This is a genomic window from Acinetobacter sp., assembly GCF_050285345.1.
In the GTDB taxonomy this organism is placed as follows: Bacteria; Pseudomonadota; Gammaproteobacteria; order Pseudomonadales; family Moraxellaceae; genus Acinetobacter.
In genome coordinates this window covers 1-20,488 of the sequence record NZ_JBLZXR010000108.1, presented here as the reverse complement: position 1 = coordinate 20,488, position 20,488 = coordinate 1, and the positions used below count along the sequence as shown (strand labels likewise).

Sequence of the window (20,488 nt, the reverse complement as noted above, 5' to 3'; positions counted from 1 at the left end):
TACTTAAGCAATCGCAATTTCAGCATCAGGCTTTTTTGTAGCGGCATTGACCTCTTCTACAACCTGTTCAGTTTCTTTGGCAATACGGCCTTCTTCGTCGGTTGGAACCACCCAAATTTGTGGGCCAGTACCATGGTCAATACGACCTTCAGTACCACGTTTTAGGTTATCGTTCAGATCTTTGCTTAAGTTAAAGCCAAAGTGCGGTAAATACGCGATAGTTTTTTCACGGATATATGCTGAGTTTTCACCAATACCACCGGTAAAGAATAAACCGTCAATACGTGGTAGGCCACAGCTCAGCGCAGCAAGTGATTTTGCGAGGCGGTAGCAGAAAACTTCAATAGCAAGTGCTGCATCTTCATTGCCTTGTTCAGATGCTTCGATCAGCGTACGCATATCGTTTGACAAGTCAGATAAACCAAGTAGACCAGATTGGCTGTTTAGCATTTTGTCAATTTTGTAGATGTCCCAACCTAAGTTGCTTGCCAAGAAGCTATGGATACTTGGGTCTACATCACCACTACGTGTACCCATAACTACGCCTTCAAGTGGGGTTAGCCCCATTGACGTATCAACGGATTGACCATTCCAAATGGCACATGTTGAGCTACCATTGCCCAAGTGTGCTGTTAACCAACCGCCTTGTTTGAAGCTACCTGCCAACATTGAACCACGTTCAGAAACATAAGCATGGCTTGTACCATGGAAGCCGTAACGGCGAACGTTGTGGTGTGTATATAAGAATTTTGGTAATGCATAGCGGTATGCATGTGATGGCATGGTTTGATGGAATGCCGTATCAAATACAGCCACTTGCGGAAGTTCAGGGAACAAACGCATCGTTGCATCAATACCCACCAAGTGTGCTGGGTTGTGTAAAGGTGCAAGCGGTGTCGCTTCACGAATACGTTCAATGATTTCTGGCGTTAATAATTCAGCTTTGGTGATCGTGCCGCCGTGAACAACACGGTGACCAATCGCTTGAGGATTGTGATGCGCCAAGCGTCCAAGAATTGTTTCGAGGGCTTTTTCATGATCGGCATGCGGGATTGCAAGCTCAAGCGCTTCGCCACCAGTGGTGACCCCTTTAATACGTGCGTCAGCAGTACCCAGATTCTCTGCCAAGCCAAAAATACGATCTTCACGGCGCTCAGAAACTAACGCATATTTGATTGAAGAAGATCCGCAGTTAATTACTAATACTGATGTCGACACGTTTAAATACCCGATTCTAATTGAAATACTTATCCCTAACTTTGACCTAATTACAGTTGTATCATTTGATGCAATTTAGATCAGTAGTGATGTTTTAACATGGGTTTTTTTTCTGTCCTAGATAGACTTTAGGAGATTAGACTTAAGCACTATCGACCATGAAACCAATAATAATTAAAATTTATCAGTTCATAGTTTTCATTTATTAAAAAAATAGTACTAAAACTGAAACGATTTAATAGCTTAAATAAACAACATAGCATGCGCACAGCCGCGCTGTAGCAATTAAATTGTTTCAAAATTCCTCTTATTTCGATCATTTCTTATAAATTTTTAAAGATCATTGATTTTCCACTACAAATTAAATTTTTAACTACATCGCTGAATCTAAAAGTGTGAACTTCGCGTCTAGTTTTTTATTTGATCTTAATTTAAAAATTTCAAATATTAAAAAAAGCTGTGCCTTTATTCACAAGAGCACAGCTTTTTTTTATTCATAGGGATTATTGGCGAATTTGACCATCACCAAATACGATCCATTTTTGCGAAGTCAGACCTTCAAGACCGACTGGGCCACGCGCATGGATTTTATCGGTTGAAATACCAATTTCAGCACCTAAGCCATATTCAAAGCCATCGGCAAAACGGGTTGATGCATTAATCATCACTGAACTTGAATCGACACGTGCTAGGAATTGGCGCGCAAGACTAAAGTTTTCAGTAATGATTGAATCGGTATGGTGTGAACCGTATTGGTTAATATGTTCAATTGCTTCATCTAAGCCCGTCACCACTTTAACCGCCAAGATCGGACCTAAATATTCGGTGTACCAATCTTCTTCCGTTGCTGCAACAATCGATTCACCCAAAATACGCTGGGTTTCAGGGCAGCCGCGCAGTTCTACCTTTTTCTCAGCATAGAGTTCTGCAATCAATGGCAAGAACTCTTCAGCCACATTTTCATCGACCAATAAGGTTTCCATGGCATTACATACGCCATAGCGATGTGTTTTGGCATTTAAGGCAATCGGTAGGGCTTTTTGTAAATCAGCTTGTGCCTCAACAAATACATGGCAGTTACCATCTAAATGCTTAATTACAGGTACACGTGCTTCATTGCTAATGCGTTCAATCAGCCCTTTACCACCACGCGGTACAATCACATCGACATATTCAGACATGGTGATCAGTTTACCAACCGCGGCACGATCTGAGGTATTAATCACTTGAACAGCATGTTCAGGCACACCGGCAGCTTTTAAACCGTGTTGAATGGCAGCAGCAATGGCTTGATTTGACTTCAGTGCTTCTGAACCACCACGTAAAATAATCGCATTTCCTGATTTCAGTGCTAACGATGCTGCTTCCAGAGTGACGTTTGGACGTGACTCGTAAATCATGCCGACCACACCGAGCGGTACGCGCATTTTCCCAAGTTGAATCCCTGATGGACGATAAGCCATATCGGTAATTTCACCAATCGGGTCAGTCAGGCCAATCACATCTTTTAGGCCTTGTAGCATACCTTTAAAGCGTGCGGGGGTAAGTTCTAAGCGATCAAGCAGGGCGCTGTCCAAGTTGTTGTTATGCGCTTGCGCCATATCTACTTGGTTGGCTGCCAAAATAGCGGGCTCACTGTTTTGTAATGCAGTATAGATCGCGGATAAGGCATTGTTTTTGGTCTGGGTAGAAGCGCCTGCGAGCACACGTGATGCTGTGCGTGCTTGTTGTCCTACCGTTTGCATATATTGTTCAATCGACTCTTGCATAGCGGTTTGATCACTTAGAAATTTCATCCTGATAGTAACAGTCTAAAGCTGAACAATGAAGCACCTAAGTTCAGATTAAGTTGTTGATCATGCCGAGAATTCACATTTTGAAATTGTTTTCTGCTTAAAAGTAGATGAGCGGTGGGGATATTGGTTGCGTGTAAAATCAACCTCTGTATAGAATGAAACGTTAGCGACATTGAAGTCGTAAAAATAACTAATGATTAAACAGCAGGATGCTGCGTCGAGCACAGTCTCTTAATAAATTCCTGACAATAAAAATAAGGCAGGAATGGAGGAAAGGAAGATGAATTCCATTATCCAAATGGATCCAGCAGTACAGGAAAACACCCACTACAATTTTTTTGATCTATACGATAAGCAAAGCTTTAAACAGCCTGCACGTACCACATGGATTGAGGGCTGGAAAATTGAGTATATGGCGATTGCCCAGCCAGAAACCATACACCGAACGCCCATCGTCATTATTGGTGGGGCATTTCAAAATTTTAATTCTTATAAATATTGCGTTGAGCAGTTATTTGCTGCGGGCCCAGTGATCCTGATTGATCTACCGTCGATGGGTGCCAATCAGCAAATTACCAATGTGGAGACAGGAATATCTGCCGGAACTTTAGAGCTTGGTGATTTAGCAAAAATGCTTGGGGTTTGGTTGGATATCGAGGGTTTAGACAAAGTCTCTGTGATGGGGATGTCTCTAGGTTCTGTTGTTGCCGCAGCTTTGGCGGATCAACGTCCAGAACTAATTAACCGCATGGTTCTGATGGGGGTGATGCAAAAAACGCGTAAGAGTTGGCGCATGTTACTTGAAGAATCCTTACATCTGATGAAAGAACAGCGTATGGATGAGTTTGGTCAGGCCGTTATTCTGTATTTGGTCAACCATGCCAAATTAGATGTCACTCGTATGTCGCCAACGGCAAAGCGTTTATTCTTTAGGCAAATGGCTGAGTTTACCAATACTGAACAAGAGCGTTATGACATTAACTGTAATCGTCTATTGCGTTTGAAAGATGTCCCGATTCCACAATGTGATGTACTGGTGTCTTGTGGTCAATATGACAGTTTTACTTTGCCATATGAAAATGCAGGTTTTGCTTTGCAATGTCCCAATATGCAATTTGCCATGATTGCCAATGCGGACCATTTGCCACAATTGCAACGTCGTAAAGAAACCATGAATCTGTTCGCAACTTATTTGCGCGGGGAATCAATCCAAGAATTAGACGGCATCATTCCCATGAGCCGTGAGCAAATGCAAAATATTGAACATCGCGGTGAGGAGCGGATTAAGGTACAACAGCCTTTTACTCATTTATCACATCGTCATTCTGAATTACATATTGCTGCTGAAATCGTAGATTTAAATTATTTTGGTGTGCTTTTGAATGTACCGGAAGGCATGACGGATACGGTGGCACAATATCCACGTGATTTAGCCTTGCATTTAGAAGATGAAGAGGGTGAATTTAAAATCGAATGTCTGATTTTTGAAACCTCACAGCGACAGATTCGCGCCTTATTTAAACATGGCAGTTTTGAAGTGGCAGAGCGTTTATTACGTTTTGTGGCACGTCAAAAAGAACAACTCATGTTGTTAGAAGCTGCGGGCTAATTCATTTTCCTCAATGATAAAAAAACAGCGCCTTAGCGCTGTTTTTTGATTTGTGCATGAATCATCCAAACCAGATCACCATGATGTTCTTCTGTATTGTAAAAGGGGATAGCGGCGTCATCGCTGTTAAGTGGGGAATACAGCGCAGGTTGTACCACGTCAACTTCATTAAAACCGGTATTTAAAAAGAAGGTTTGTAATTCGGCAGGGGTTTGAAAATGGAAGGTGAATGCACTACGTGACATTACTTTGAGTAATTTGCTGCTGGCCCAAATAAATTGCGCAAGACGATTTTTCACCGGTTCTGGATAAATGTCACTGAGGTAATGCAGTTCTTTGAACACTGCACCATATTCGGTAATGCCTTGCAACAGCTTATTCAGCAAGGTTTTATCAAAGTAGTTGATCAATCCTTCACTGATAATCACCAACGGTCGTGCAGGATCAAAAGCATGAAAAATACGGCCGAAATCATGAGTGAAAATATCGGCAGTCAGTACTTCAGGTGATTGTTGGTCGATTTGCTGTAATGCTTGGGTTTTTATGTTGGCCATATCGGGCAAATCAAGTTCACGATAATCAATTTCAGGATGTTTGCTGCGAAAATTCCAGCCACGTGGCGACAATCCACAAGCAATTTCAAGCACTTGTAAGTTTGGATGTTGCACAATTAATTGATCTAGATGCTGATCGATCATGGCATGGCGCTGTTTCAAGGTAGAGCGCATGCTGCCTCCGACATTTTTTTCTGCCCAGCTTTCAAGTGGATGCACCAAACGTGCTAAAAACTTGCCTTTGCGGGTGGCAAATACTGGATGAGAAATTCCCATGCTATACCAAATATAGCCAGTGTAATGTGCGGTAAATGAAATGTGTCGGTGTTCAGATAGGCTTTGTGTCATGTCGTCCTGACCTAATATTTTTGTAATTGTTGGGTTGTTATTTCAGCATGCGTATGCATTGATTTTGTTTTTATCATAATGAAAAAGGAACACTTTGTCGTGTTCCTTTTTGAGTTATTTTTAGGCAAGTTGTATTAGCAATACTGATTTTTGAAATCTACAATTCGATTACGGACTTGTTGCCAATCTGCACCAAGATCAATATTTTGCCCAATCGCAATTTGAGGGATTTTACCGCGCATCCGTTCTAGGCGTTCTTGGTTCGGTAAAGCAAGATTTTTAATACCATCCAGTGCAATGCATGCGGATTCACGGTTATTACACACCAGTCCCATATCACAACCCGCATTTAAGGCTGCTTGAATTCGAGCATCTGCACCACCTGCGACACATGCAGCTTGCATGCTTAAGTCATCTGAAAACAATACGCCATCAAATTGCAGTTCTTGACGTAAGATTTTTTGAATCCAATACGGGGAGAAACCGGCTGGATTGGGATCGACATTTTCATAAATCACATGTGCAGGCATTAAGGCATCGAGCTGTGGTTGCAGCTGAATAAAACTTTGCATATCTTTTTGGTAAATTTCATCATAGCTACGTAAATCTACTGCTGCTGCTACATGTGAGTCTGCTTTGACAGAGCCATGGCCGGGGAAATGTTTACCTGTTGAAGCCATACCGGCACGCTTCATGCCTTTTAGGAAGGCACTTGCCAGTGGAATAATGTCCTGCATATTTTTAGCAAAGCCACGATCACCAATTACATCGCTGACATCATTTAAATCCAGAACTGGAGCAAAACTAAAATCGATACCGACAGCAAGGACTTCAGCGGCCATTAGCCAGCCACATTGCTCAGCCAGCTCAAGCGCTTTTTCAGGATGGCTTAAGTAAAGTTCGCCAAACTTACCCATGGCAGGAAGCAAGGTGAAACCTTGCTTTAAACGTTGAACGCGACCACCTTCCTGATCGACTGCAATTAAAATATCCGGACGGATTTGACGCATATGATCGGTGAGCGCGCGAACTTGTTCAGGTGATTCAATGTTGCGACCAAATAAAATCATGCCGCCGACTTGCGGAGCCTTTAATAGTTCAATATCTTCTTGAGTAAGTTCTGTGCCAGCAATATCGAGCATTAATGCGCCAATCATATTCGGTGTCCGTGTTGGAATTTTTAAGGAAAAACAATACCTGAATTCTGCAATGATTTGCTACACTTTGTCAGCAGAGAATATGATAAAACTACACGACATAAACATATTAAGTTGTTTAAGATTTTGAATCCATTCAATTCAAGTCGAAAACCAACACGGTAATATTGGTCTGAATACCAAGGAAGTACGAATTTTTATGAAACTTCAAACATTAGCTTGTGCCGTTGCGATTGCGACCGGTGGATTCTTTTTTACGCATGTGGTGAATGATGCAATTGCTGCAAACAATACAGAAGCTGTTGCCGCAGGTGCGATTCAACCGACACAAGAGCAAGCCTTAGTCTCACGCCAGCTGGCAACTTTGGTAGACCGCCAACATTATTTAAATCAGCGTTTAGATGCCAATACCTCAAATCGTATTCTAGATTTTTATATTGATAGTCTTGATCCAGAACATACGTTGTTTTTGGCTTCAGAAATTGAAAACTATAAAAAGCGTTATGGTTCGACTTTTGGTGCAAATTTAAAAGCAGGGAACTTATCCGGTCCTTATGAAATTCACGCGCAATATCGTGACCGCTTAAAACAGTTCTACACTTATATGCTGAATGAACTGAAAAAACAGCAAAATTTGAATCAGCCAAATAGCTATATCGAAACTGATCGTGAAAAAGCCCCGTTCTTTAAAACCACTGAAGAGCAGCGTGCGCATTGGAACAAAATGCTGGTATCACAGTTAATTAACTTAAATATCAGCAAAGAAGAAGAAAAAGCCAAACAAAAAGCGTTGAAGGAAAATCCTGAATTGGCCAATGGTCAGGATTTAACTGGCCCTGAAGATTTAACTCCAGAACAGACGCTTACCAAGCGTTATACGCGTCAGCTTGAACGTGTCAGCCGTTTAAAAAGTGATGATGTGTTGGATAAAACCCTCAATGCCATGATGTTGACCTATGATCCGCACAGTAATTATTTCCCACCTGTAGATGCGATGGAGTTGAACCGTCAAACTACGTTGCAGCTTGAAGGAATTGGGGTGTCGATTCGCCCCGAACGCGGCAATGAGGATTACACCAAAATCGAAACTATCGTTGAAGGTGGTCCTGCAAGCAAGTCCGGTCAAGTGAAGTCTGGTGATCGTATTATTGGCGTGGCGCAAGATGGCGACAAAATGGTTGATGTCATTGGCTGGCCAAGCAATGAAATCGTCGGTCTGATTCGCGGTAAACGTGGCACCAAAGTGACGATACGTTTATTGGGTGCAGGGGCATCGATGACGCAAGCCCGTAATGTCACCATTGTCCGTGATGTGATTCAAGAAGAAGATGCCGGGGTACGTTCACGTACTGTGGAAATTGAACGTGATGGCAAAAAGCATAAATTTGGTGTGATTGAAATTCCATCGTTCTACTTAAATTACCGCGCGCGTCGTGCCGGCACAGATTATCGCTCAGTCTCTGAAGATACCAATAAGGCTTTAAAAGCACTCGATAATCAAAAAGTTGAAGGCATCATTATTGATTTGCGTAACAACCCTGGTGGTTCATTAGAAGAAGTTGCGCGTATGCTCGGTCAAGTCATCAAGTCAGGGCCGGTGGTACAAATCCGTGATGGCAATGGCAATGTCAGCGTCTTTGAAGATGATGATGGTGGCGCGCAAAGCTATGCAGGCCCATTGGCAGTGCTGATTAATTTGGCTTCTGCATCGGCAAGTGAAATTTATTCTGCTGCGATTCAGGATTATGAGCGTGGCGTGGTGATTGGCAGTACCACTACAGGGAAAGGAACGGCACAAGTTCAATTGGATAGTTTGGCTTATGGTCAGGCAACCTTAACTCAGCGTAAATTCTACCGAGTGACTGGCGGAAGTACTCAAAATAAAGGGGTCGTACCGGATATTAAACTGGTCGATATTTACAATGAAGAGTTTGGTGAGCGTAAATCGAAGAATGCTTTGCAGTGGGATACGATTCCAACGGCACCATTTAAGCGTGAAGGCTCGGTTCAAGCGTATGTACCAAACTTAATTCAATCTTCACAGCAGCGCGTGAATCTTGATCCACAATTTAAGTATTTAGAACAACGTACGGCGATTGCGAAAAAGACTGATGAGCAAAAACGTGTGGTATTGGATCTGAATAAACGTAAAGCGGAATTGTTGGCCTTAGAGCAGAAATCTTTGGACGCAGAGAACCAACGCCGTAAAGTGATGGGTCAAAAACCTTATGCGAATTGGGAAAGCTATCAAGCTTCGATGGAAGCATTGGTTGAGGCGCGCGCCAAAATGAAAGCCAATCAACGTCCAGCATTACCTGAAGAAGAAGTTTTTGTTTCGGAAGCAGCCAATGTATTGCTGGATTATGCCAAATTGCAAGGCTCATCCAAGCCGGCAGTAAAATAAGTTTCTTAAAACTTTTAGATCAGAAAAAAGCGAGCTTCGGCTCGCTATTTTTATGGGATTTTATACTTTCGAGCTAAGAGTCAATTGAAAAAATATCAAAAGCGAGAGAAATCGGCACAACAGAAAAGGGTGATGCAAGCCATTTTTTGAGCACAACAAATAGACAGCCCTTCATGGCTGTTTGCATATTTTGGAATTTTAGTGACACAGGTCTAATAATTTTATTGATTCTTTTCAGCCGTTTAAATTCTTTAAAGAAAAACTTGACCATTTTCCTAGAGTGTTAGATTCTTAGGCGATAACGACAGAATAATGAAGTTATTACACTTAAAACACCGTCATAAGGGAAGATAAAAATTGTGCAGCATGCTTGAAATGGCAACGAGAATCTGAGCGGAACGCTGTATATGATCCATATTCATTATGATTACAATCTAGTCGCGGGTTCAATCGTAATCGCATTATTGAGCTGTTACTTTGTGGTTTCATTGGAACAATGGTTATTCCGTGGGACACGACCTCGATATGAGAAAGTCATTTTATTCATGGGCGGTGCAATTTTAGGTGCTGCAATTTGGTGCATGCATTTTGTTGGAATGATGGCGAGTCATTTGCCTGCAAATCATCATTTTGATCCCGGCCTGACCTTTGTTTCCTATCTGATCGCATTTGTTTCATCCACCTTTGCTGTGTGGTTGACTACACGACCCACCTTGCCATTTCCACGTTTGATTCTCGGTTCTGTATTGATGGGACTTGGCATTTCAGGCATGCATTATACCGGTATGCTGAGTCTAGTCGTGGAAGGTTATGAACAACATTATTCCCCCCTCATTGTTATTTGTTCTGTACTGATGGCTGTGTGCGGTGCTGGGCTTGGATTCTGGTTGTTATTTAAAAGTAAATACCGAGGTTCTAAGCCTGTGTTTATCAATATTATCGTGGCAGCCATGCTGACATTTAGTATTGTGGGCATGCATTATATCGGAATGGCTGCAGTAAAATTCTATCCTCTAAATGCGATGGATACGGTACTTGCGGCGCAAATGAGTCAGAGCGTATTAATCTTTACCGTACTGTTTGTTACCTGTTTAATTTTATTCGCAGCCTTGAGTGTCGCGGTATTAGAACGCCGCTTAGAACAACGTAATTTACAACTGATGCGCGCCAATCGAGAGTTGGCCAATCAAGCAGTGCAAGATAATTTAACCCATTTACCGAATCGCTCGTTTTTGGCGGAATACGCACATTTTTTATTTACTGAACATCGTTTGCGTCAAGATCACATTGCCTTTTTATATATTGATATCGATCAGTTTAAAGCAGTTAATGATGTTTTTGGTCATCATGTGGGTGATCAATTACTGATTCAAATGGCGACGCGGATTCATCGTTTGTTAGATGAAAAGTCTAAACTTTTGCGGATTGGCGGTGATGAATTTTTGATGGTGCTTGAGTCTGCAACGACTGAAACGGCAACGGAAATGTCGGAACGGATTTTGGAACTTTTACAAGAAAGTTTCTTGATCGCAGGCAAGGAAATTAATATTTCGGGCAGTGTTGGGATTGCTATGTATCCTGAGCATGGTTCAAATTTACAAGATTTACTCATCAATGCCGATGCAGCGATGATGACTTCAAAATATCAGGGCAGAAACACCTATTCAGTGTTTAATTACACGATTGATCAGCTCGAAGAAAAGAGTCAAACCAAGCTAATTAATGACTTATATAAAGCGGTAGAGGAACAGCAGTTTGTACTGTTTTATCAACCCAAGTTTAAGGCGATCGATCGAGAAATTTGTGGTGTTGAAGCTTTGATTCGCTGGAAGCACCCAACGTTGGGAATGTTGACACCAAATCGTTTTATTAGCGGCGCAGAAAAAACTGGTTTGATTATCCCGATGGGCTATTGGGCACTTGAAGAAGCCTGTAAGCAAATTCGACATTGGGAAAGACGAGGATTGCCGCTATATCCGATTGCAGTCAATTTATCGGCGATTCAATTTGGACATAAACATTTATTTTACAATCTTGAACAATTATTCCAGCGTTATCAGATTAATCCAGAACATTTGATTATTGAAATTACCGAATCTACAGCAATGCATCATATTGATGCCAGTATTGTGACCTTTGAGCGTTTACGTCAGATGGGGATTCGGGTGGCGATTGATGACTTTGGGACGGGACATTCAAGTTTCTTGTATTTAAAAAATTTACCTGTGGATGAGCTAAAGATTGATCGCGAATTTATTAGTGATTTAACCCCAGATTCAAAAGAAGAAATGATCCTAGAGAGCATTATTCAGTTGGCAACAAAACTCGGATTAATAGTGACAGCGGAGGGGATTGAAACACCGTTGCAAGCCGATATTTTGACCCGTTTAGGTTGCCAACAATTACAAGGTTACTTGCTCGGTTTGCCGATGGATGTCGAGCATTTAGAAGAAATCATACAATTAAAAGCTGAAAATTGACTGTAAAAATCAGCCACTATTCCAAATCTAATCGCGATTTTTGCCTATGAATACCGTGCTTTGAGCTTATTTTCGTCATGATTAAACGGCTGTGTTTTTATCCCAAATAAGAAAAAGCAAGGTCACTCGATCAAATAAACCCAAAAACGGGTCGGTCTGTCGGCATGAATCAGCACAATCTGATGGATTATTTTTAATAGTCAATCTGCTACAATATCGCCAATTTTTCATATTGATCAGATTTGATCTTTTTTGCTGCGCATCTGCAGTAGGTATCCCTCATGAGTTTTAAAGATGAATTAGCGGCTCAGGTCGCTCAGCGACGTACGTTCGCGATTATTTCGCATCCCGATGCGGGTAAAACGACAATGACAGAAAAGCTGTTATTGTGGGGCCAAGCAATTCAAGTTGCAGGTATGGTGAAAAGTCGTAAATCTGATCGTGGAGCGACTTCGGACTGGATGGAAATGGAAAAAGAACGTGGTATTTCCATCACCACATCAGTCATGCAGTTCCCTTTTAAAGACAAGATGATCAACCTGCTGGATACCCCGGGGCATGAAGATTTCTCTGAGGATACCTACCGAACCTTAACCGCTGTCGACTCTGCATTAATGGTGATTGATGGTGCAAAAGGGGTCGAGGATCGAACCATTAAATTGATGGAAGTGTGCCGTATGCGCGACACGCCAATCATTTCTTTCGTCAACAAAATGGACCGTGAAATTCGTGAGCCACTTGAGCTGTTAGACGAAATTGAAAATGTCCTCAAAATTAAGTGTGTTCCACTTACTTGGCCATTGGGTACAGGTCGTGACTTTGCCGGTGTCTTTAACCTGATTGAGGAAAAATTTTACGTTTACAAAGCGGGTTTTGGTTCAACCATTACCGAGATGGAAGTACGTGATGGTTATGACCATGCAGACCTGCGTGAAAAAGTTGGTGAGTTGGCTTGGGCTGCATTTGAAGAATCATTAGAATTGGTTCAAATGGCGAATGAGCCTTTAGACCGCGATGAATTCTTGGCTGGTCGTCAAACGCCTGTACTTTTTGGTACTGCATTGGGTAACTTTGGTGTAGATCATGTATTGGATGCATTTAGTCATTATGCACCGGAGCCAAAAGCCCATCCGACAGCTGTACGCAGTGTAGAAGCAACCGAAGAAGGTTTCTCGGGTTTCGTGTTTAAAATTCAAGCCAATATGGATCCAAAACATCGTGACCGTATTGCGTTCATGCGTATCTGTTCAGGTCGTTATGAAAAAGGCTTGAAAATGAAGCATGTACGTATCGGCAAAGATATTCGTATTAGTGATGCCTTAACTTTCCTTGCTGGCGACCGTCAGCATTTGGAAGAGGCATGGCCTGGCGATATTATTGGTCTGCATAACCACGGTACGATTCAAATCGGGGATACCTTTACTTCAGGTGAAGAACTTCAATTTACTGGTATTCCTCACTTTGCACCGGAAATGTTCCGCCGTGTACGTTTAAAAGATCCATTAAAATCAAAACAACTACAAAAAGGTTTGAAAGAGCTTTCAGAAGAAGGTGCAACGCAGGTCTTTATGCCACAAAACAGCAACGATTTAATCGTTGGGGCTGTGGGTGTACTTCAGTTTGAAGTGGTTGCGTATCGTTTAAAAGAAGAATACAAAGTCGACTGTATTTATGAGCCAGTCAGCATCAATACCGTGCGCTGGGTAACATGTGATGATGAACGTAAATTTAATGAGTTCAAGAAAAAAGCTCATGACCAATTGTCGATCGATGGTGGTGGTCATTTAACCTATCTTGCGCCAAGCCGTGTCAATTTACAGTTAATGCAAGAACGTTATCCAGATATCGTTTTCCGCAACACACGTGAACACTAAGTCTTTCTCTGATAGAAATAAAACAGCTTCTTCGTGAAGCTGTTTTATTTTGTGGTAGAGTTTTGTCGTCAATCTTTATCTTCATAATTTGGTCGTGTAGAACATCATGAAAATTTTCAAGGATGCTACAGTCGTGGCACTGTTGGGGAGTGCAATTCTACTGAGCGCATGTGATTCTGGAAAAGAAAAAACAGCGACAGTGCATCAAGAGGAAAGTGCCTCCGCAGCGCAAGCGATTAACCCAGACTTATTGCCTTATTTAAATATTCAAGAGCAACCGGCAAAAGTGGCCAAACCCTTTTGTGAAACTCAAAGTTGCATTGATTTAGATGTTCAAACCATTCATACCGTCGACACATGGTTGAATCGTTGGATTGAAAAAAATCAGGCCAATGTGATCCAAGACCAAATCGGCTTAAAGCAGAATATGAATTTACAGCAGGCGGTAAATGCCTATGTGAAAAAATCTGATGCTTGGCAGGCTGAACTAAAAAGCAACAAGCCTTATGCATTGGCCTTATATACTCGAGTGCCGTATCAGCGTAATCAATATGTATTGTTGCAAATTGGGGTCGACCATACGCAAGAAAATATCTCTGTCAAAGAGCGATATTATTTTTTTGTTGCAGATCGTCGCAGCAAAAAGCATCTCACTCCATTGGATATCGTCGATGCCAAACAGCAGCAAAATATGAATAGCTTGGTACAAACCGCGTATGCGCAGTGGTTGACTGAGCAAGAGGCTGACGTGAAAAAGTCGGCACCCAACAAACTCTATTGGGGGCAGGCGGATTGGTTCTTTGATCAAGAAGGGATTGGACTGCATTATCGCACGGATGAAATCGTTAAAGATGGAAAACAGTTAGATATTTATTTAACAAAAGTACAAACACAACAGGTATTGAAAGCAGATGTCTATCAGCATATGTTTTAGTGATAACTTGTAATTTGTGATAAATCGTAATTTCTGATGTTAGATCAAGAAATTTAAAAACATACTAAAGCCAGTGAATTTAAAAGGTTAGTGCAATGCTTCAACAGAAAAAAATATGGGTCACTTCATTGCTTGTGACATCAATCGCATTGACTGCATGTCAACCGCAACCAGCCGAACCTGAAAAAAAGCCAGAAAATACACCAGCGGAGCAACCGGATTTAAGTACAAAATTGATTGGTGATGCTGAAAAGTTACAACTGAATTTACCCGATTGCGAAGGAAATAACTGTCCTGAAATTTCAGTTGAGCGTTTAAGTAGTAATCAGCCTTTTATTGATCAGTTTGTTGATACACAAATTTTGAAGCAATTAAGTTTAATTTTATCGGTTTCACCTGCTGAAGATCAGCAGATTCAAGCGACTGAAAGTGCGGCAAGTGAAGTTGCGGCTTCTGAAGCAAAATCTGCTTTGGCCAGTGTGGAAACGCCAAAACTGAAATTGGAAAAAGCCACACAGCCTTATATGCAGGCATTTTTAAAATTGGATCAGGAGCTGAAAGCTCTTAGTTCTAGTCAGCAAATTAGTTTGATGATCAAGCCCAAAATTTTAAATGCCGATGTACCGTTAGCGACCGTGGTTTTAAATAGCAGTTCTTATTTGGGTGGGGCACATGGCTCATCGTCACAGCAATATTATAATTTTGATTTAAAAAACCAACAGCAAGTTGAACTTAACGATATTTTATTGCCTAACCAAAAAGCCGTATTGGAACAGCGTGCCTATGCCGTGTTTAAAACTTGGGTGACGGATGCTAAGTTGGCAGAAAATATTCAAGATTATGAACAAATCTGGAAGTTCAAGCTGTCGAATAATTTCTATTTAGGTCAGCAAGGTTTAATTTTGCAGTATGCAGAATATGAAATTGGTCCTTATGTGGTGGGTTTACCGCGCTTAACCATTCCATATGATCAATTACAAACCGTGTTGAAAAAGCAATATTTGCCTGCACCAGCACCGGTAGAGGCTTCTGCGGCAGCCACAAGTAAATAAGTCCAATGAGCACTCGATTGTTTGATACGCATACGCATTTTGACGTACCTGACTTTGATCCAGATCGGGAAGCATTGGCTTATGCGGCCAAACAAGTGGGGGTCGAGGGTCTGGTGTTAATCGGCTTTGTGCAAGAGCGTTTTCCAGACCTGCTGAAAACCCAGCAATTTTTAAATAAACTTCCACATGCACCGAAAAGCTATTTAGCGCCGGGGCTACATCCATTTTATATTGAGCAACATCGAGCGGAACATTTAACTGATTTAGAAACAATTTTAGGTCATAAAGATTGTGTGGCTGTAGGTGAAATTGGTTTAGATACATTTTTAAAGCAGCATAAACAACCGGATATTTTCCAAAAGCAATGTGATTATTTCTCAGTGCAAATTGAATTGGCCCAGCAATGGGATAAGCCAGTTTTATTGCATATTCGCAAGTCACATGCTGACGTTTTGGCAATGTTAAAAAAACATCAGTTTCAGCACGGTGGTATTGCGCATGCCTTTAGTGGTGGAGTCGAAGAAGCCAAAGCCTTTGTCAAATTAGGCTTTAAAATTGGCGTGACTGGGCAAATTACCAATCCAAATGCGAAGAAGTTGCATCAAGTGGTGCAAGCATTAGGCGCTGAACATTTGGTTTTGGAAACCGATTGTCCAGATATGACGCCACTCTGTTGTCAGCATTCGGCTGAACAACGCACGCGTAATACGCCAGTCAATTTACCCTATGTGTTGCAAGGTCTAGCGCACAGTTTGAATTTACCTGAACATGAACTTGCGCAAAGTGTATGGAAAAATTCTTTGCAGGCTCTACATTTAACGCTGTGATGTGTTGGGATTAGTTTACAAAGTTTGATTTTTGCCTGCTCAACTGAGCAATTCGGGTTTTCTAAAAAAAGATGCATTATGCAATTTCTAAAATGCTTTAGACTTGGCATTATGCTGTTAAATTATTTGGAGTGAGATTCACATGGCACAAGGACTATTGGCAGGCAAACGCTTTTTAATCGCGGGTATTGCAAGTAAGTTATCTATTGCATTTGGTATTGCCCAGGCATTACATCGCGAAGGTGCAGAGCTGGCCTTTACTTATCCAAACGAAAAACTAAAAAAACGTGTCGATGATTTTGCTGAACAATTTGGTTCAACTTTAGTTTTCCCATGTGATGTTGCGGTCGATGCTGAAATTGACAATGCTTTTGCTGAATTGGCAAAACATTGGGACGGTCTAGATGGTGTTGTGCATTCAATTGGCTTTGCACCTGCACATACCTTGGATGGTGACTTTACCCAAGTGACTGACCGTGAAGGTTTTAATGTTGCACATGACATCAGTGCTTACAGCTTCATTGCCATGGCGCGTGCGGCGAAGCCTTTATTGGTTGCGCGTCAAGGTTGTTTATTGACGCTGACTTACCAAGGTTCTGAGCGTGTAATGCCAAATTACAACGTGATGGGTATGGCGAAAGCGTCATTAGAAGCAGGCGTACGTTATTTAGCCTCAAGTCTTGGTGCTGAAGGAATCCGTGTCAATGCGATTTCGGCAGGTCCAATCCGTACTTTGGCGGCATCAGGCATCAAATCATTCCGTAAAATGTTAGATTTGAACGAAAAAGTTGCACCGCTTAAACGTAATGTTACGATTGAAGATGTAGGGAATGCGGCGTTGTTCCTATGCTCACCTTGGGCCAATGGTATTACTGGCGAAATTATGTATGTCGACGCTGGCTTCAACACAGTTGGTATGAGCGCTGACTTAATGGCAGATGCTGAGTAATGTTTGATGTTCTCTCCCTTTGAGAGAGAGTTAGGGTGAGGGGATAAAAATCATATATTTGAAAAATGACCTCTCCCTGACCCTCTCCTACAAGGAGAGGGAAATTAAGCCAATAAAAAAGACCGCAAAAGCGGTCTTTTTTATGGATCAAAACTTAAGGATTAAGCTTGACCTTCAACAGCAGCAGCTTGCGCACGTTGTAAATTCGCTTCGAATTCAGCATCAAAGTTAATTGGGGTCAGCAACAATTGTGGGAAGCTACCTTTAGTGACCATATCGTTCACCGCTTCACGTAGGAATGGGAACAAAATGTTCGGGCAGTAAGCACCTAGAATGTATGGAAGGCGCTCTTCTTCAACGCTATCAATCAGGAAGATCCCTGCTTGAGTCACGTCCACGATAAATGCAGTATCACCCGCGTTGTTGGCTTGAACCACAACTTTCAATGAAACTTCAAAATGAGTTGGGTCAACTTTTTCAGCAGAAGAAGAAAGGTTGATGTTTAACTCAGGTTGCCATTCTTTAGTAAAAACTTGAGCCCCAGGTACTTCGAAAGAAATATCTTTAGTATAAATACGCTCTAATGCCAATTGTGGTTGAGCTTGTTGTTCTTCACTCATTGTTTATTCCTTAATATGAGGTGACGATTTATGTTTAAAATTAAGATAGCATGCCGTCGAGTTTGCCTTCACGCTCTAAAGCATAAAGTTGGTCAAAACCGCCAATAAACTGATCATTAATAAAAATTTGTGGAACTGTACGGTGATTGGTGCGTTGCATCAATTCAATACGTACTTCAGGCGCTTCATTGGATAAATTAATTTCTTTATAAGCTACGCCTTTACGCTCTAGGAGCTGTTTTGCGCGAACGCAGTAAGGACATACTGTTGTTGAATAAATCGTAACTTCAGCCATGTTGGTCTCCTAAGACACGTTTTTATTTACTTTTAACCAAAGGTAAGCCTTGAGCTTTCCAATTACTGATGCCGCCATCAAGACGATATGCATCTGCATGACCGACTTGTTGTAGTGCAGAACCCGCTACTTGACCGAGGTTGCAAATAAATACGAGTGGACGGTCAGAAGTTTTTAACTCTTCAATATGTTTTGTAACTTGGCTATATGGAATATTGCGGCTACCGCTGATATGACCTTCACGGAAATCTTTCGCATCACGCAAGTCAATCAGCTGTGCATTTTTAGCTTTAACTAAAATACCCAATGACTGAGGTGAAATTTTGCGACCATTACGCTGGCCTTCGAGAATAAAGAACAGCACGACCAATACAGCCAGCGTTCCAAATAAGAAGGGGTGATTCCCCATAAATTCGAACCAACGTTCCACAATTCACCTAATTACAATTTAAAAATTGCCAAGAGTATAGCTCATAAATATGGTGATCAAAATCACCCCTTCAAGGGCTAGGTCTGAATAAAACTAATTTTTTTGCTGCGCTTCGGTTATTTCGTCAATCAGACGTAAATAGCTTTCGAGACGACGCGGCAAAATTTCACCATTTTGTGCAGCAAGACGCAGTGCACATTGCTTTTCATGTTTATGGGTACAGTTACGGAACTGGCAGTAGCCCAGATGTGATTCAATTTCGGGGAAACCGTGTTGAACCTTTTCCAGTTCTAAATGCCATAAACCAAATTCACGAATACCTGGTGAGTCAATTAAAGCTGAACCTTCACCAAACGCAATTAAGCGTGTTGATGTGGTGGTATGCTGACCGAGCGCGGAGTTTTCCGAAATAATATTGGTTTTTTGCGCAGCTTCCGGAACAATGGCATTAATTAAGGTACTTTTACCGACCCCAGATTGCCCAACAAAAGCCACGGTTTCACCAGAAAGGCGCGCAGAAAGTTCAGTCAAATCACCATCTGCTTGGGTTTGTAGCACTTCATAACCCAAGTCACGATATTCTTGTAGCAAGGTTAAGATTGGATCAGTGTCTTTCAGCAAATCAGATTTATTTAATACCAAAAGTGCAGGAATTTCAGCATCGGCACAGGCCACCAAATAGCGGTCAATTAAACCCGGTGCTGGCTCAGGCAAAGGTGAAAAAACAATCACGATTAAACTGACATTGGCCGCCACTGGTTTCACTTTATGATAACGGTCAGGGCGAGTTAGCAGTGATTGTCGTGGATGAATTGCGGTAATAATACCCAAGCCGGTAATTGGGTCGGCTTGCCATTTCACCCGATCACCGGTCACCAATAACTCGAGGTTAGTGCGAGTATGGCAGCGCCAAATACTGCCCAATTCAATTGGCTTCCAATGCGGTTCGGGGTCGCCGTCTTGAACTATCGGCTTTTCAGGATGATGTTCAGGCGTAGACAGGGCCTGTACTTCAAGTTGTCGACCATAATGCTGTACAACCAAACCTTCTAAGTCAGTAGAGGTATCGACTTCTTCCTGACGCGATTTATGTTGTTTCTGAATGCGGCGCTGTTGTTGTTCAGTCAAACGACGCTTACGAATTAAAGCCATTCATATCCTAAAAAACCATAAAAACCAGATGGCAAAAATAGCATGAAAGCAGGGTCTATTTACAGCGCAGAGCCAATAAATTTGCTACTATGTTCACTTTTACAGCCTAATAAGATTGCACATTTATGAGCAGCACACCTGATACTCGCCTCATTTGGATTGACCTTGAAATGACTGGTCTCGATACAGATAACGACCAGATTATTGAAGTTGCAACGATTGTAACCGACGATAACCTGAATATTCTGGCAGAAGGTCCAGTGCTGGCGGTACATCAACCTGACCGTGTGCTCAATGCGATGGATGAATGGAATACGCGTCAACATGGTCAATCTGGCCTAATTGAGCGTGTACGTCGCAGTAAATTGACAGCTCAAGATGCGGAACAGCAAACTTTAGAATTTCTCAAAAAATGGGTCAATCCAAAAGCATCGCCAATGTGTGGTAACTCAATCTGCCAAGACCGCCGTTTCTTACATCGTTTAATGCCAGAAATGGAGCAATTTTTCCATTACCGTAACTTGGATGTATCTTCAGTGAAAGAGTTGGCGAAACGCTGGCGTCCAGAAATTATGAGCGGCTTGAAAAAGAATGCTTCTCACTTGGCGATGGATGATATTCGCGACTCAATTGCTGAGTTGAAATACTATCGTGAATATTTCTTTATTATGAATAAAGACTAATTTTCTCGTTTAAAGAAAGAGGCTAAGTGCCCACTGCTGTCCCATAGTTTAATTTAAATAAAAAAACCTGAGCCCAAATCGTTAAAATATAAGTGCGAACCAACAC

17 protein-coding genes are annotated in these 20,488 nt (G+C 41.7%); 9 read left to right on the top strand and 8 right to left on the bottom strand.

Annotated features, from left to right (window positions below; all coding sequences use genetic code 11):
- Window positions 1-3: 3 nt before the first annotated feature.
- Together ACN6OV_RS09190 and ACN6OV_RS09185 are read right to left on the bottom strand one after the other, a co-directional pair.
- Complete coding sequence (locus ACN6OV_RS09190; RefSeq protein ID WP_427952237.1) at window positions 4-1,218, bottom strand: acetate/propionate family kinase; 1,215 nt, start codon at window positions 1,216-1,218, stop codon at window positions 4-6.
- Window positions 1,219-1,721: 503 nt separating this feature from the next.
- Window positions 1,722-2,987, bottom strand: a complete 1,266-nt coding sequence (locus ACN6OV_RS09185) for a glutamate-5-semialdehyde dehydrogenase (protein ID WP_427952251.1) — start codon at window positions 2,985-2,987, stop codon at window positions 1,722-1,724.
- A gap of 307 nt (window positions 2,988-3,294) precedes the next feature.
- Here ACN6OV_RS09185 and ACN6OV_RS09180 point away from each other — a divergent pair, with 307 nt between their 5' ends.
- Complete coding sequence (locus ACN6OV_RS09180) at window positions 3,295-4,623, top strand: alpha/beta fold hydrolase (RefSeq protein ID WP_427952235.1); 1,329 nt, start codon at window positions 3,295-3,297, stop codon at window positions 4,621-4,623.
- 32 nt (window positions 4,624-4,655) lie between these two features.
- Here ACN6OV_RS09180 and ACN6OV_RS09175 read toward each other — a convergent pair whose 3' ends face one another.
- On the bottom strand, window positions 4,656-5,525 hold the full coding sequence (locus tag ACN6OV_RS09175) for a class I SAM-dependent methyltransferase (RefSeq protein ID WP_427952233.1): 870 nt from the start codon (window positions 5,523-5,525) through the stop codon (window positions 4,656-4,658).
- 134 nt (window positions 5,526-5,659) lie between these two features.
- Window positions 5,660-6,682, bottom strand: a complete 1,023-nt coding sequence (gene nagZ / locus ACN6OV_RS09170) for a beta-N-acetylhexosaminidase (RefSeq protein WP_427952231.1) — start codon at window positions 6,680-6,682, stop codon at window positions 5,660-5,662.
- A gap of 199 nt (window positions 6,683-6,881) precedes the next feature.
- Here nagZ and ACN6OV_RS09165 point away from each other — a divergent pair, with 199 nt between their 5' ends.
- From ACN6OV_RS09165 to ACN6OV_RS09135, 7 genes are all read left to right on the top strand, one after another.
- The gene (locus ACN6OV_RS09165; RefSeq protein WP_427952229.1) at window positions 6,882-9,086 is read left to right on the top strand and encodes a carboxy terminal-processing peptidase; all 2,205 of its coding nucleotides are present in this window, start codon (window positions 6,882-6,884) and stop codon (window positions 9,084-9,086) included.
- A gap of 407 nt (window positions 9,087-9,493) precedes the next feature.
- Complete coding sequence (locus ACN6OV_RS09160; RefSeq protein WP_427952227.1) at window positions 9,494-11,566, top strand: bifunctional diguanylate cyclase/phosphodiesterase; 2,073 nt, start codon at window positions 9,494-9,496, stop codon at window positions 11,564-11,566.
- 281 nt (window positions 11,567-11,847) lie between these two features.
- Entirely contained in the window at window positions 11,848-13,440 is a 1,593-nt protein-coding gene (locus ACN6OV_RS09155) for a peptide chain release factor 3 (protein ID WP_427952225.1), read from the top strand.
- 106 nt (window positions 13,441-13,546) lie between these two features.
- Complete coding sequence (locus ACN6OV_RS09150) at window positions 13,547-14,374, top strand: hypothetical protein (RefSeq protein WP_427952223.1); 828 nt, start codon at window positions 13,547-13,549, stop codon at window positions 14,372-14,374.
- A 95-nt stretch (window positions 14,375-14,469) separates the two neighbouring features.
- Window positions 14,470-15,426, top strand: a complete 957-nt coding sequence (locus ACN6OV_RS09145; RefSeq protein ID WP_427952221.1) for an RsiV family protein — start codon at window positions 14,470-14,472, stop codon at window positions 15,424-15,426.
- A 5-nt stretch (window positions 15,427-15,431) separates the two neighbouring features.
- Entirely contained in the window at window positions 15,432-16,253 is an 822-nt protein-coding gene (locus ACN6OV_RS09140; protein WP_427952219.1) for a TatD family hydrolase, read from the top strand.
- Window positions 16,254-16,395: 142 nt separating this feature from the next.
- The gene (locus tag ACN6OV_RS09135; RefSeq protein ID WP_427952217.1) at window positions 16,396-17,202 is read left to right on the top strand and encodes an enoyl-ACP reductase FabI; all 807 of its coding nucleotides are present in this window, start codon (window positions 16,396-16,398) and stop codon (window positions 17,200-17,202) included.
- A 161-nt stretch (window positions 17,203-17,363) separates the two neighbouring features.
- Here the strand turns inward: ACN6OV_RS09135 and secB are convergent, their stop codons facing one another.
- The 4 genes from secB to rsgA all read right to left on the bottom strand — a co-directional run bounded on the left by secB (window position 17,364) and on the right by rsgA (window position 19,699).
- A complete protein-coding gene (secB, locus tag ACN6OV_RS09130) occupies window positions 17,364-17,822 on the bottom strand; it encodes a protein-export chaperone SecB (protein ID WP_427952214.1) in 459 nt (152 codons plus the stop codon).
- A 40-nt stretch (window positions 17,823-17,862) separates the two neighbouring features.
- On the bottom strand, window positions 17,863-18,117 hold the full coding sequence (gene grxC, locus ACN6OV_RS09125; protein WP_427952212.1) for a glutaredoxin 3: 255 nt from the start codon (window positions 18,115-18,117) through the stop codon (window positions 17,863-17,865).
- Window positions 18,118-18,139: 22 nt separating this feature from the next.
- Window positions 18,140-18,547, bottom strand: coding sequence for a rhodanese-like domain-containing protein (locus ACN6OV_RS09120; protein ID WP_427952210.1), 408 nt, complete (start codon window positions 18,545-18,547; stop codon window positions 18,140-18,142).
- 93 nt (window positions 18,548-18,640) lie between these two features.
- Complete coding sequence (gene rsgA / locus ACN6OV_RS09115; RefSeq protein WP_427952208.1) at window positions 18,641-19,699, bottom strand: ribosome small subunit-dependent GTPase A; 1,059 nt, start codon at window positions 19,697-19,699, stop codon at window positions 18,641-18,643.
- A 125-nt stretch (window positions 19,700-19,824) separates the two neighbouring features.
- Between rsgA and orn the strand changes: the two genes are divergently transcribed.
- Window positions 19,825-20,382, top strand: a complete 558-nt coding sequence (gene orn, locus ACN6OV_RS09110; RefSeq protein WP_427952206.1) for an oligoribonuclease — start codon at window positions 19,825-19,827, stop codon at window positions 20,380-20,382.
- Window positions 20,383-20,488: the final 106 nt, after the last annotated feature.

Bases quoted from the DNA above. Each gene is read 5' to 3' on its own strand.
- ACN6OV_RS09160 (WP_427952227.1), top strand. From the start codon at position 9,494: ATGATCCATATTCATTATGATTACAATCTAGTCGCGGGTTCAATCGTA.
- ACN6OV_RS09145 (WP_427952221.1), top strand. From the start codon at position 14,470: ATGCTTCAACAGAAAAAAATATGGGTCACTTCATTGCTTGTGACATCA.
- ACN6OV_RS09185 (WP_427952251.1), bottom strand. From the start codon at position 2,987: ATGCAAGAGTCGATTGAACAATATATGCAAACGGTAGGACAACAAGCA.
- grxC (WP_427952212.1), bottom strand. From the start codon at position 18,117: ATGGCTGAAGTTACGATTTATTCAACAACAGTATGTCCTTACTGCGTT.
- orn (WP_427952206.1), top strand. From the start codon at position 19,825: ATGAGCAGCACACCTGATACTCGCCTCATTTGGATTGACCTTGAAATG.
- ACN6OV_RS09150 (WP_427952223.1), top strand. From the start codon at position 13,547: ATGAAAATTTTCAAGGATGCTACAGTCGTGGCACTGTTGGGGAGTGCA.
- ACN6OV_RS09175 (WP_427952233.1), bottom strand. From the start codon at position 5,525: ATGACACAAAGCCTATCTGAACACCGACACATTTCATTTACCGCACAT.
- rsgA (WP_427952208.1), bottom strand. From the start codon at position 19,699: ATGGCTTTAATTCGTAAGCGTCGTTTGACTGAACAACAACAGCGCCGC.
- nagZ (WP_427952231.1), bottom strand. From the start codon at position 6,682: ATGATTGGCGCATTAATGCTCGATATTGCTGGCACAGAACTTACTCAA.
- ACN6OV_RS09135 (WP_427952217.1), top strand. From the start codon at position 16,396: ATGGCACAAGGACTATTGGCAGGCAAACGCTTTTTAATCGCGGGTATT.
- secB (WP_427952214.1), bottom strand. From the start codon at position 17,822: ATGAGTGAAGAACAACAAGCTCAACCACAATTGGCATTAGAGCGTATT.
- ACN6OV_RS09165 (WP_427952229.1), top strand. From the start codon at position 6,882: ATGAAACTTCAAACATTAGCTTGTGCCGTTGCGATTGCGACCGGTGGA.
- ACN6OV_RS09155 (WP_427952225.1), top strand. From the start codon at position 11,848: ATGAGTTTTAAAGATGAATTAGCGGCTCAGGTCGCTCAGCGACGTACG.
- ACN6OV_RS09140 (WP_427952219.1), top strand. From the start codon at position 15,432: ATGAGCACTCGATTGTTTGATACGCATACGCATTTTGACGTACCTGAC.
- ACN6OV_RS09180 (WP_427952235.1), top strand. From the start codon at position 3,295: ATGAATTCCATTATCCAAATGGATCCAGCAGTACAGGAAAACACCCAC.